Below are 12,460 nucleotides of genomic sequence, written 5' to 3'. Positions count from 1 at the left end.
ATCCAGCGTGCGAAAGCATTCGCCGAGACTGCCAAGGACATGAAATGCCCGTCATTCGGTCGTAGTTGACCCAGCTCAAGAGGCCTACGCGTGTGCGAAAACGCAACTAACGAACTGGCGCTGTTCGAAGTTGAAACCATTACCGGCAGCGGCAGAACAAAGATCTCGAAGCGGTACTACCAGGTCGAAGCCGTAGCAGCGTGCGCAGTTGGACTGCGCCAAGGTGGTCGCGGCCAGCTCCGGTGCGCGTGCGGTACAGGCAAAACGGTGATCGCACAGCGCGTCGCCGAACTGCTGTGTTCGCACGGCGGCCTGGTGGTCATCTTGTGCCCATCGGTCGCCCTCGTAGCGCAGACGCTGCGCGAGTGGGCCAGCACCAACAAAGATCATGTCGCGCTCGCCGTATGCTCTGACAACACCGTCGAAGACTCGATCGCGTACTCCGACGTCGACTTCGGCACGGCCGTAACCACCAACGTAGACAACATCAGCACGTGGCTGCGTCGACCCGCGTCCGCGGGCATCAAGCTCATCGTCGCGACGCACCTGTCGGCAGACCTCGTTGGCAAGGCCTTGCTGGCCACCAACAAGAAGGCCGACCTCCTCGTCGTTGACGAGGCCCACCATTCGGCTGGCAACGCAGAGAAGCACACCGCCATCGTGCATGACGACCGGTTCCTGCCGGCGGTACGACGCCTGTACGCCACAGCCACGCCTCGCATGATGAAGAAGAAGAAGGCGTTCGGGCCGGACGGAACAGAAGTCGAGCTCCTGGGCATGGACGACCTGCGGACCTTCGGCCCTGTGCTCTACAACTACGCGATCAGCACTGCAATCAGCGACGGCTTCCTCGATGACTACCGGGTCGTTGTCGTAGGCGTCACAGAGGCCGAGGCGCTGGCCTACCTCAGACAGCTGCCGAACACCGCGTCCAACGCGCCCACCGGGGCGCCGCTGCACATGGCCGTAGCTCAGGTCGCGCTTGCCCGCGCAGCGAAAGAGTTCGACCTCCAGCACGTCCTGGCGTTCTGCAGGAGCGTCAACGCCGCCGCAGAGTTCTCCAGGACGATGCACAGGACGCTGGCTGCCCTGCCTGCAGACCGCAAACCCTCGCGGCCGCTGTACGTGTCCCACGTCCACGGTGAGATGGATGTACGTCAACGCGAGCGCGAACTTGAACGGCTTGCCGACCCGCCCAAGAAGGGGTGGAGCGTCGTAGCAAACGTTCGATGTCTCGGCGAGGGAGTCGACGTTCCCGCGATCGACGGCGAGCTGTTCACCTCGACCAAGAGCTCCATCATTGACATCGTGCAGGCCGTGGGCCGCGCACTGCGGACCTCCACGGCGGGCCCCGGTATCGCCACTCTCGTAATTCCCGCCCTCATGTCTGCCGACCCCGACGGAACCGACTTCGCCGACATCGACGCCGCGTTCAACGAAGGATTCGACGTCCTGTTCCAGGTCGTGCTCGCGCTACGCGAGAGCGATGAAATCCTGGGCTCCGACCTGGACCGCCTCCGCTCGATCATCCGAAACGACGACCTTCGCCGAGTCAAGCCACTTCAAAGACTGCTCGTTCGGCTTCCTGATGGCTACGACCAAGAAGAGATGCTGCGGCAGATCACCATCCGGACAGTCAAAGCCACGACATCCTCATGGTGGGAACGCTACGGTCAGCTACTCGACTTCAAGCAACGCCATGGGCACTGCGATGTGCCTACAACCGGAAGCCCCGGCGACCAACTCAATCTGGGACGCTGGACCACCATGAACCGACGGATGTACAAACGAGGCCAGCTTCCCGTCGCATGCGTCAACGCGCTGAACGAAATTGGATTCACATGGGATCGCGCGAAAGCTCAATGGCAGCGGAACCTCTCCGTGGCCCACGCATTCTATGCACAAGAAGGACATCTAGTCCCACCGACCGAGCTGCTCGTAAATGGCATCAATCTGTCGAACTGGGTAGCTAACTGTCGCCTGAAGAAGCGACAAGGCAAACTGACCGACGAGCAGATATCCGAGTGCGAAGCCGCAGGCATAGTCTGGGATACGGACGAACGCCTTTGGGAATATCCGCTCGCCGCATGCCAAAAGTTCTTTGCGGAACATGGACACCTACGAGTTCCAGATGGCGTCTTCTATGGCGACAGGAAATCGTCTCTTCGCTCCTGGCTCACCCGGCGTCGAGGCGACTATCGTGACGGGCAGTTGTCGGCAGACCAGATCGCAGCGCTTGAAGCGGCCGGAATGGACTGGGATGCAGAAGGTTCATTCAGGGAAGAACAGTGGGCTCAGTGCATTCAGCCGGTGATTGAATTCTATCGACAGCACGGCCACGTCGATCTGCCGCATGACCATCAATCATCCGGCTGGCTGAACCGTCAGCGCAAGTTCAGGCGCGCGGGAACCTTGGCGGGAAGCAAGGTCGCCGAGCTGGACGCGATGGGAATCGATTGGGAGCCAAGTCAATACGGAGAACTCTGGCAAGAAAACTGGACGAAAGCTAAGGAATTCTTCGACGAACATGGCCATATCCGCGTTCCAGCGATCACAGGAAGCCCGACACACAAGCTGTACATGTGGCTTAACACGCAAATGCAACTACGAAGGGCCGGCAAGCTCTTGCCGGAACGGGAGCAGGCGCTTACCGATATCGACATAGAGTGGGAAGCGCCATCTCGCCCCGAACAGCGCTGGCAAGAAAAGTTTGCCGAGCTAGAAGAATTCGGTCGCGAACACGGTCACTTCCGCGTTCCAGCAGCGGGCGAAACTGAGAAACTTAGCGATTGGCTATGGGGTCAGAAAAGCGTTTTCAAGAGCGGGAAGATGTCAGCCAGCAGAGTTGCGCAGTTCGAAAAACTTGGCGTGGACCTCAAACCGCGCGACTACGCCACCGAGCGGTGGGAAGCAGGCCTCGAATCGCTTCGACAATTCCACGAACAACACGGCCATCTCAATGTCCGCGTGTCAGACCGCCCGCTCTATGGCTGGCTGCGCAATGTACTCAATCGCCACGCGCAGGAAAAGCTACCGCAAGAGAGAGTTCAAATTCTTCGCGAGTTCGGCTTGTTGCAATAGCGCAATTTCGACATATAGGTTGCCCTGGAAGGTGTCGAACCTTCGGTCTCCCACGCGTCAGGTAGGCGCTCTTCCGTTGAGCTACAGGACGTTATGAAGAAATCCATAGCGGAGCAGAGGGCCGCCGCAGCTCAGAGGTCTGGTCCCAGTACGCAGTTCTTTGTGCTCATGCCGGATGATGAAGCGCAGTCGGGGAAGGAAGTCGATTCTGTCGGGCTGCCGCCGTTGCAGGTCGGCGATGACACGCCAGCCGGCACACCTGGCCTTCGCTCAGTACCACGCAACTAGCTCCCACGAACGTCCCGGTCGCAGGAGCCCGGACCCCTACCACGGATTCGTGAATCTGCTAGCCAGCGTTGACCTGCCCGAACCCTCTGCACATTGTGGACGGACACCAACGCGGCGTGTGGACCGGGGGAAGCGCTGTGGCCGACAACAACAACATCGATAGCGCGACACCGATGCTGAATCTCGTCCAGCACATGGCGGGCGGGAACACCGCGGCGAACCGACGTGCGTCAGATGAAGTACAGCGGCGCTGGGACACCGCGGTCCAGTACCGCAACGCCGAACTCCAGGTGCTCTTCCCGCCTGGGCGGACCTGGCACAGCCAGTCGCCCACGCCTGATGACGTTCCGTACCACCTCGCGGCGATCGACGACGCTCGGCAGTTGCTGTCGGTGATGACCCTCGTCCATGAGCTCGCGATCTTGCAGCGAGCCGGTGTGCACCCAGCGGAGCTCTTCATCCAGCCTGACGGGCCTGGGCGCGTCTTCGAAGAGCTCAACGCCGAGCACGACCTTAGCCATACCGGCCCGAGCAACGACCCGTTGGAAACAGACGCGGCGCAGTTGTTCGCGCGCTGGGTCGAGCGCTCTCTGTTCGGTGCAAGCGCCCAAGTTCTCAGAGATCACCGCGAGGCAGCTGGCTTCATGCACCCTGACGGTCTGCAATGGTGCATCGAGCTGACGCGGCGCGCCTGCGCGCGGCTGGAGGGCCCGTGGACGCTGGAGTCCTTTCTGACCAACCCCGTCGGTAGCGGCTACTACCTGCCGCAGACCACTAGCCCCCGGAGTCCGTACGAGGGGACCGCCGTCGCACTCGGACGCCAGGGCGCCCCGCTGGGCAAGGCTGAGATCGACGCATCCCGCGCCCAGGCGGATGCCGACCTTGCCGCCGAGATCAACAGAGTAATCGCTGAGGACCCGCCGAAGGACTTGCCTGAACTGCGTGACATGCCACAGGACAAGCTCGCGGGCATGCATGCCGAGATGCGTTCAGTAGCGGATCTTCTCGCTGCGGCTCTCTGCGTGCGTCGACTTGCCGAAGACCACGGTGTTCGCCTGGACGGCCGACTAGTGGCTCCCGGTGGGCGGGGATGGGTCCTGGATCACCTGATCAGCCGAGCGCGCTTCGCGATGGCGGAGGTCGGCACACTCACCCTCGCTGGGACCCAGGTCACCTTCGCCCGGGACGACCGCGGCGTCGTCGCCACGGTCGACGCCGCCGGCATCCGCAAGGAGTTCGCGTCAGACAGCCTCCGGGACATTCTGGCCGTGCTGGAGTTCCCAGGCACCCTCACCACGGTCGCGAAGATGCGTGCCGGGGTCGACCGCATCGGAGAACACCTGAGCGCCGAGCGTGCGTCACCATCCCGCCGCGGCGTACGCGGGATCGATCCACGCCGCAGCCTCCACTACGACCGCGGGCCGAACAACGACGGGCAGCGCCGGCATCGTTGATCCGAAGTCGGATCGGTCGATTAGAGCCGGTGGAGCACGCGGCGCGCTCGCTGTCCGTGCCGGGCAATGAGCGCCACTTCACGAACGATCACGCCTTAGGTTTGCGGCCGACTGCGACGTAGTACAGGTCTGGATGCTGGCCTGGATCTCCTCGATCCGGGCGCCACTGCGCTGGAGTGGTGACGCCCGGCTCGAGGAGATCCAGGCCAGCGAAGCACTTGCGAAGCCACGGTTCATCTCGCGGCCACACCGGAGTGGTGGTCGCGGCGAAGCGCTCCTGCACGACGGCGGCTACCTCGGCATCGTGATCAGCGGTCATGTGAGACAACGCGAGATAGCTGCCAGGGCACAGCGCGTCGACGTAGGCCGCGACGAGGGCAGCGGCATCGTCATCCCTGTCTCCGGGAAGATGTTGCAGGCTCGCGCACATGAGCACCGCGATGGGCTGTGTGAAGTCGAGCAACTTGCGCGTTGCGTCGTTACCGAGAACGAAATCCAGGTCGGCCAGGTCAGCCTGGACGACGGCCGTGCAACGGTCTCCCTCGGTCAGGAGTTCTGCATGTGCAACGACCAACGGGTCGTTGTCGACGTAGACCACGACCGCCCCGGGAGTGACCTCGTTTGCGACAGAATGCGGAGCGCTTAGCGTAGGCAACCCGGCCCCGAGGTCAAGGAACTGGCAGACGCCGAGTCCGGTGATCGTGTGCACTGCGCGCCTCACGAAACCGCGGTGCGCCACTGCGGCGAGCTTGATGCCCGGGACGGTCGCTACCAGTCGTTCACCGGCCGCCCGATCAGGCCAGAAGTTGTGGCCCCCGCCCAGCAAGAAGTCGTCGATGCGCGCGACCGCAGGTATCGACACGTCGACCTGCAACAGAGGTTGGGTGTGAGCTGGCAACGAGAATCCTTGTACTGCCGGTCAGCGAGCGGAACGACAATCAGTTAAGCCGAACAGAGCAGCTGAAGGTACCCGGCTGGCTCCGGGCTGGCTCCGGGCTTCTATCGGGGCTGGAATCCCGAAGAGGCCACCAAGATCGGCGCGCATCGCGATGTCGGGCACGATGGAGGCTTGATGCTGGTGCTCGGATCAGAGAACCGCGCCCTCAGCGGCGGCGCGAGTGGGCTGGAGGAAGTTGTGTCGCGTTTCGATGCCGTTATCGACGCTGTGGTGTTCGACGTCGGCGAGATCGTGGTCGACGAGACCACCGAGTACGCCAACTGGGCGAAATGGCTCGGGGTCAGCACACACGAATTCTCCGCTGTGTTCGGCGCGGTGATCGCGGGAGGAGGCGACTACCGCGAGACCTTCCAGGTGTTCCAGCCTGGGTTTGATCTCACGGAGGAACGGCGCCTGCGGGCGGAGAAAGGTTTTCCCGAGACGTTCACCGAGCGCGACCTCTACCCCGACATCCGCGAGTGCCTGGCCACATTGCGTGAGAACGGCTTGCAAGTCGGGCTCGCTGGAAATCAGACCGCGCGGGCCGAGGAGATCCTCAACAGCCTTGAGCTCGGCGCTGACTGGATCTGCACCTCGGACACCTGGGGCGTGGAGAAGCCCGCGCTGGACTTCTTCGCGCGGGTGGTCGAGCAGACCGGTGTCCCCGCCGCACACGTGCTGTACGTCGGTGACCGGCTGGACAACGACGTGCGGCCTGCGCAGGAAGCTGGTATGCAAACGGTTCTCGTCAGGCGGGGACCGTGGGGCCGGATCCTGTCCGACCCCGCAGTCGAGTCCGCGTGTATGGCCGTGGTGAACGACCTCCGGGGGCTGCCAGACCTGGTCGCACGGCATAACGCCGCTGCAGCGTAGGGCAGTTCAGGAGGTAACAGCGGGAAGAGCGCGCAGCCGAGCATCGAGTTCGCCCGCGAACGGCGTTCCCTTCAACGCCGCAGTCAGTCCGGGAACGCGGGTCGTCAACGCGGTGGCGTAGGGCGCGGCGATCAACGCGTCGCAGCCCTCCCTCGCTGACGAGGCTGCGCGTTCAGCATCGGTCGGCACTTCACTGAGCGCGCGGTCGAACAGCAACACCGAGCGCTGCTTAGCGGCGTTCGCGCCGAGAGCGTCCAGCGCTCGTTGCAGGTGGGTCGTGGCAAGTTCGTGCTGACCTGCCTGCAAGTAGGCGTTGCCGGCAAAAGCGTCGTAGCGGTCATGGCCGAACCAGTCCAGCCACGCCGGGTCATCACCCTGCTTGGCGAGTGCGTCGTGCGCCTGCTTGACGCTGCGAATGCTCCGTTCTGTCCGACCCGTGAGGCCGTAGAGTTCCGCGGCGACGCATCGGAACCAGGCTTCCAACAGAGGACTGGGCTGGGCCCTGGGCAGGCATGCCTCCGCTCGTTCCAGCAACCAGTCGGTCCTCACGCGGTCCCCGGTAAATCCTGGAACAAACGCTTGATGGGTGTACACGGCGACCGCAAGGGTGTGGTCCATCGCGTGATCGACGGCTGCTCCGGCGATGGCGAAGCAGCGTTCGGCGCGTGCATGTTGGCCCAGATCGAAGAACAGCAGGCGGGCTGCGGTCAGCGCATCGTGTGCGACCGACGCCGCCAGGCCTCGGAAGCCCGAGGACTCGACCTGAGCGGGCTTGAGCATCCGCACGCCGAGCATCAGCTGCTCAAGCACGCGGTCCAGCAGTTCCTGAGGATTCCAGCTCCAGTACCAACGGAGATGAGCGCGACTGTTGACCTGCGCCGTCGTGACATCCTCTGGGTCCAACGACAGCATCGGACCCGTACCAAGCCCCACAGAGTTCAAGGCCGACTGGATCGACAAGATCTGCTCGTCGCGTCGAGTCGTCGCCGCGGAGTTCTCATTTCCTGACTGCACCTTCGACTCCATCTGGTTCACGGCCAGTTGCCCGGTCACAACCCCCTCTTGGGGTGGAGGCACAAAGTCGGCTGGCAGACGTCTCAGCTCATCTGGGGTGAGCAGCCCGAGTTCCGCGGCCGAAACGCCGAACACCAGAACGAGGTGCTTTTGAGAGTTCGCGCCAGGCCTGGAATGGCCGTTCTCCCAACGACCGATGGTCCTGACCAACTCGTCGATGGAGCCCACTGTCTCGCCGGCCTTGCGGATGCTCGCCGCGAGCCGCACGGCCAGTTCCTTCTGACTCCAGGCGTGCACGCATCGTCTGTAGGCGAACAACCTGTCATTCGGGGTGTGGCCAGGTGCGAGCACCACATCGCGCGCGTCGGCCTTTGCCATCATGTTCGCGCCTTCCCATGATCATCGTCTCGGCAGACCCGGCCCCTACTGCTCATGCAGACTGTAGAGCCGGAGGCGCAGTCGGATCGACGTCCGTCCCGCGACTTGCCGGGTCGTAGCCCGGTTCCAGCCGGGTACCGCAACCCGCTCAACCACGATTTGATCATTCCTGCGTTGGAATAGCCTCGCCCGGCCCTTTCTGTAAAGGCTGAACCGGCGCACGAAAGGCCGCCGTCCTCGTGACGCCCCCCAGCGTCGGGCGGCGACACCTGCTCACGACCGGACACTCCCCCCGAGAACGGTCGTGAGCAGGTCTCCGGACACAACAGAGCACGCCTTCCGTTGTGCGCTCGCGAGCCGTGAGGGCCACATCCCATCGCTGACCAACGATGACGACATGGAGGCGGGTAGTGAGCGAACCCGGCGGTGGCTCTGCCCGGTTCAGCGTTGGCGTGTTCAACATCGAACACTTCGGCGTAGATGGGGCGACCGGGTGTCACAGTCGCCTCCCGCTCGCCGTCGACTTCGTCAAGCAGACGACGCCCGTGCCACCCGATGTGTTGATCTTGCCCGAGTGCACACGCTTCGAAGACGACGGCCATGACGCTTTGCGTCGTGTAGTCAACGAACTATGCCGAGCACTTCCTCATGGCGAGCTGTACGAACCGTTTGTCGACGACTGGCGAGAGCGCCGCAACCCACCTGGCGTGCTGATCAATCGCGCGAAGTTCGAGGTCGACAACTATTACCGACCCAACTCCAACTCGGGGCCCTACAAGGGGGTGGTCAAAACGAGGATCGACGGCATCCCTGTGGTGTTCATCCCGGATCATTGGCCCGGCGGGGCTGGCCGACCCGAGTTTGACCGTTCTGCACAGCGGTGGAAGCCGTGGAGCACCATGAACACGGTGGCCGGCGGCGACCTCAACATCACCAGCTCATGGGAACGCGACTTCCGATTCGCAGATCCAGACGGACCGACGTGGTACCAGGCCTGCGAGCGACGCGGTGAACGGCACAAGTTGAAGCAGAAGGGTCGCAGGAACCCCGTCACTGGTGAGTGGGAGATCGACACCGAAGCGCTGGACGAACTGCGCGAGCTCGGGTGGGTCGACGCCGGCGAGGAGGCTGACAATCCCGCGATCACCGACCGGCATCCCGTCGACGGTCTCGGCCTGCGCATCGACCGCATCCTGCGCTCCCCTGGCTTCAACGGTGAGCAAGTGCCCGACTCGTACTTCTGTGCGCAGCCGCCTCGCAACGTCAGCGATCATGCCTATGTCGGCGCTGACTTCATCGTTTGCCGTTGAGGTCACTATCGTGCCCGGTCTACTGACCAGACGAGCGGAGGAGGGGCTCGCTCCCCCAGCGGACCCCTCCTCCGATGTTGCAGCTGCGCTAACTGATCGCGTCGAGCGGTGCCAGTTCGGCCAGCACCGCATCGCGGTCGAACTCACCCGCGACAACGCCGGCGCGAAACGCGATGATCTCGTCGTGCGTGAAGCTGAGCGACGCGTCGTTGCGGACGGCGTGCACCACCCATCCCTCGGGCACCACCTCGACACGAACGCCACCGTTGCTGTTGGCGAGTTCGTCCGTCAGTACCTCCTGCAACCACGCTGACCACTCGGTCGGTGTGAAGCTGATTGATGGCCCTGTGGGCGCCTTGGAGTGGCGGATTTCTGCGCCGTCGCGTGTGAAGTCCACGTCGACGCAGCTTTCGCCGTTGCTGCTGTAGGACGAGATGCGCCATCCGGCCCGGCCCGGTGCGGTGGTCACGACGTCCCTCACCTCCCGAAGGTTTTCACGCGGCAAGCCGTTCTTCGATGGCTTTGCGCGCAGCGTTGTCGGAGAGGGCTTTTGCCGCCAGATCAGTGGAGCTGTCAGTGTACTGAGTGACTCCGGCGCGAGTCGTCACGTACAGCGCACTGTTGGGCACCTCGATGTAGGCGACGGGGCCTGCCTGCACCTGTCCGTCGGGCGTGCAGAACGACGCGAACTGGAAGCGCCCTTCGAGCCCGTCGTGTCGGCCGACCTCCCGTGGAAGGATGCGCACGTCGACGTTGTCCTGCTCGGAGAACTCCAGAAGTCGACGCCACGCCTTGCGCATGCCGTCGCGATCAAGAATTGGCCGATCCAGCGCATCCTCTTCGATGACGACGGTGAGACCGAGGCTTCCGTTGAGCACTCGTTCTTGACGGAACATCCGGAAGTCGACGAGTCTGTTGGCCTTGCCTGGCTCCACTCGGGCGCTCGGTGCTGTCACCGCCAGGGCGTAGTCCGCCTCCTGTAGCAGGGCAGGAATGAACATTTGTGCGTAGTAGAAGACGTGGGTGGCGATGCCTTCTGCTCCGACGTAGCGGCGCATGAAGTGGTCGCCGGGAACGACGTCCTTCCAGCGGTCCAGCCAGCTGGTGGTACTGCTCTGGTCAGGGCGGCCGAACTCGATGAGTCGTTCCGCGGCCTCGAGTGAGGCGGTACAGAGGTTGTACCACTGGCGGATCTGATCCGGTTGCGGAAAGTAGCGTCCCTGCTCCCAATGCCCGATCAGGCCGCGAGTGACTCCCATTTCCTTGGCGAGTTTCTGCTGGCTAGGCGGTTCTCCGGTTTCGCCGTCGATGGCCTCTGCTCGCGTGTTCGAAAGTTCGACGCCAGTCAGCCATTTCCGTGCGATCGCGTCATCGCGGATCACCGCGCCGTACCTCCGTCTCTTCAGGGGTGTCCCCCTGTGGTTCGGGTTCAGTCTGCCCTGCGTGGTCACTGACAGACACCGGAGACCACCCAGACGGGGTATCGCGAGAGCTATCACGATAGCTAGCATGTAAGACGCGGTGCGGGTAACACCGTGGTCGCATGTGATGGCGGTTTTCCGAACGGCTCCACGTTCGGATCCTCAGGCCGCATCGCATGCGCAGCGGTCGGAACCGAGCTATCACCCCCGGATGTGCTCGGTCCCGGCCGCCTCGAAGCCACTTCGGGACGCAGGAGTCGATCATGAGGCGTCGTAGGAGGACTCGGCCTGCCGCATCGCCGCAGGCGGTCCAATGGCAAGGCGTTCAGTGCCGCGTTCACCTTGGGCGTGGATGCGCCCTGCCGAGCAGAAGCGCGATTCCGGCAGGCGGGACAACGGTCCTGTGGAAGGCGCCTAGTGAGTACGCGTCGTTTCCCTGCCGGGATTCGATCACTCGCACTGTCGAACTGGCCTGTCGCCAACAGCGGGACCGGGCCATCCAGGGAGCGTTTGCCGTTGCCAGCTGCGTCCTTACCAGCTCGGATCGGCAATACGACACCAGGAGCTTCGGATGACTCAGCCACTGAACTCGTCGACCGCTTCCCAGCCTGACGCTGAGCCGCGCGAGGTGACCAACCTCAAGCGCGTTCGGGCATCGCTTGCATCCGGTGGGTGCGCGACCCCGCACTTCAGGTCCGACACCGAGTTTCGTGCCGCACGAGTCGCCGTGCGCGAGCACGCCACGAGAACGCGGTTCGGTAGCGACACAGTGACCGGCTGGCGGGCGTGATGGGCGCCCACTACAGCGATTTCGTCGTGATACCACCGTTTTGCTGGGCCGATGTCCAGGTTGAGGACGGTGCCAAGACGCACAGCGTGCGCCACGCGGTCAAACGCGAGCTATGTCCAGAAGACTCATACATCGTCCACGCGGGACAGACGCTGTGCGGAATCGCCGTGACCAGTGGCAACGCCACCCGCGCCCTGCGGACCTGGCCGACCTGCGAGCAGTGCGACGCCTCGTGGCGCAAGCAGGTTAGGCAGGAGACCTTCGAGGAACTCAAACAGATCCCCGCGCAGGAACGTCGGAGGCTTCGTCTGCTGGCGGACGCGGCGTGACCGGGGCGGTGATTGATGTGAGGTGGGCGAGCAACTGCACTGACGCACGGCAGCGCGGCGACCACCCCTTGTTCACGCCGCCCTGGGTGGGGCTGTCCTCTCCCTCCGGCGATCTCTCGCGGGCCTTTTCTCGGTCTCGGCACGCTGGTCCACCACCGCTCACCGAAACGGAACGCACCGGCTTGATGCCCGCGGTGGGTGAGGATGGCTTGCCGGTCCAGCCGCAGGCAGAACAGCCGGCACTGTCGATGCTGGCGATGGCAGCGCAGACGACTGTGCTGCCGCAGTTGCCCAGCCACGCACGGCCACCGCTTGCCGCCTGGTGTCAGGACTATCGCATCCACCAGGTCAACCGCGACCTGTCGCCGTTGCGTGGCGGCCTGTGGTGGTCGGAGTGCTACATCACCGTGACTCGCCGCGCGCCCTGCGACCTCGATGCGTTTCCGCTCGCGCGGTTCTGCCCTATGTGCTGGGACATCGAACGTCTGGCGAAGCACCGACTTGAGGACGCTGACCGGAAGCCGGGAGGGGCGGCGTGACGAACGAAGCCAAGCCCGCCGTGCTTGGACCACCATTCATTCCACA

General features: G+C 63.7%; 10 protein-coding genes and 1 tRNA gene. 6 read left to right on the top strand and 5 right to left on the bottom strand.

The features are described from left to right. Window positions 1–90: 90 nt before the first annotated feature. Window positions 91–3,081 (top strand): Helicase associated domain protein, encoded by a 2,991-nt coding sequence (locus ACIQF0_RS02050; RefSeq protein ID WP_401023532.1) that lies wholly within the window; start codon window positions 91–93, stop codon window positions 3,079–3,081. 19 nt (window positions 3,082–3,100) lie between these two features. Here ACIQF0_RS02050 and ACIQF0_RS02045 read toward each other — a convergent pair. Beyond that, a tRNA-Val gene (locus tag ACIQF0_RS02045) sits at window positions 3,101–3,172 on the bottom strand. Between the two features lie 334 nt (window positions 3,173–3,506). Here ACIQF0_RS02045 and ACIQF0_RS02040 point away from each other — a divergent pair. Then, window positions 3,507–4,823 (top strand): hypothetical protein, encoded by a 1,317-nt coding sequence (locus tag ACIQF0_RS02040; protein ID WP_401023530.1) that lies wholly within the window; start codon window positions 3,507–3,509, stop codon window positions 4,821–4,823. 88 nt (window positions 4,824–4,911) lie between these two features. Here ACIQF0_RS02040 and ACIQF0_RS02035 read toward each other — a convergent pair whose 3' ends face one another. Next, window positions 4,912–5,697, bottom strand: coding sequence for an SAM-dependent methyltransferase (locus tag ACIQF0_RS02035; RefSeq protein WP_401023528.1), 786 nt, complete (start codon window positions 5,695–5,697; stop codon window positions 4,912–4,914). Window positions 5,698–5,895: 198 nt separating this feature from the next. Between ACIQF0_RS02035 and ACIQF0_RS02030 the strand changes: the two genes are divergently transcribed. After that, complete coding sequence (locus ACIQF0_RS02030) at window positions 5,896–6,633, top strand: HAD family hydrolase (protein WP_401023526.1); 738 nt, start codon at window positions 5,896–5,898, stop codon at window positions 6,631–6,633. A 6-nt stretch (window positions 6,634–6,639) separates the two neighbouring features. Here ACIQF0_RS02030 and ACIQF0_RS02025 read toward each other — a convergent pair whose 3' ends face one another. Next, the gene (locus tag ACIQF0_RS02025; protein WP_401023524.1) at window positions 6,640–8,028 is read right to left on the bottom strand and encodes a multiprotein-bridging factor 1 family protein; all 1,389 of its coding nucleotides are present in this window, start codon (window positions 8,026–8,028) and stop codon (window positions 6,640–6,642) included. A gap of 407 nt (window positions 8,029–8,435) precedes the next feature. Between ACIQF0_RS02025 and ACIQF0_RS02020 the strand changes: the two genes are divergently transcribed. Continuing rightward, entirely contained in the window at window positions 8,436–9,335 is a 900-nt protein-coding gene (locus ACIQF0_RS02020) for an endonuclease/exonuclease/phosphatase family protein (RefSeq protein ID WP_401023522.1), read from the top strand. A gap of 88 nt (window positions 9,336–9,423) precedes the next feature. On the opposite strand, the gene ACIQF0_RS02015 is transcribed toward ACIQF0_RS02020, so the two are convergent. Both ACIQF0_RS02015 and ACIQF0_RS02010 read right to left on the bottom strand, forming a co-directional pair. Next, on the bottom strand, window positions 9,424–9,804 hold the full coding sequence (locus ACIQF0_RS02015; protein WP_401023520.1) for a DUF397 domain-containing protein: 381 nt from the start codon (window positions 9,802–9,804) through the stop codon (window positions 9,424–9,426). A 25-nt stretch (window positions 9,805–9,829) separates the two neighbouring features. Continuing rightward, complete coding sequence (locus ACIQF0_RS02010; RefSeq protein ID WP_401023518.1) at window positions 9,830–10,717, bottom strand: Scr1 family TA system antitoxin-like transcriptional regulator; 888 nt, start codon at window positions 10,715–10,717, stop codon at window positions 9,830–9,832. A gap of 828 nt (window positions 10,718–11,545) precedes the next feature. On the opposite strand from ACIQF0_RS02010, the gene ACIQF0_RS02005 reads away from it, so the two are divergent. Next, window positions 11,546–11,875, top strand: a complete 330-nt coding sequence (locus tag ACIQF0_RS02005) for a zinc finger protein (protein ID WP_401023517.1) — start codon at window positions 11,546–11,548, stop codon at window positions 11,873–11,875. Then, complete coding sequence (locus tag ACIQF0_RS02000) at window positions 11,872–12,414, top strand: hypothetical protein (protein WP_401023515.1); 543 nt, start codon at window positions 11,872–11,874, stop codon at window positions 12,412–12,414. The genes ACIQF0_RS02005 and ACIQF0_RS02000 overlap by 4 nt, the downstream gene beginning before the upstream one ends. The last annotated feature ends 46 nt before the right edge of the window (window positions 12,415–12,460 follow it).

This window comes from Lentzea sp. NPDC092896, assembly GCF_044754905.1.
Lineage (GTDB): Bacteria > Actinomycetota > Actinomycetes > Mycobacteriales > Pseudonocardiaceae > Lentzea.
The sequence above is the reverse complement of the archived record's forward strand: the minus strand, read 5'-3'. Positions and strand labels throughout refer to the sequence as shown.

What these genes read in the sequence shown, in the direction of transcription:
- ACIQF0_RS02005 (WP_401023517.1), top strand. Translation starts at nt 11,546, where the DNA reads ATGGGCGCCCACTACAGCGATTTCGTCGTGATACCACCGTTTTGCTGG.
- ACIQF0_RS02025 (WP_401023524.1), bottom strand. Translation starts at nt 8,028, where the DNA reads ATGATGGCAAAGGCCGACGCGCGCGATGTGGTGCTCGCACCTGGCCAC.
- ACIQF0_RS02030 (WP_401023526.1), top strand. Translation starts at nt 5,896, where the DNA reads ATGCTGGTGCTCGGATCAGAGAACCGCGCCCTCAGCGGCGGCGCGAGT.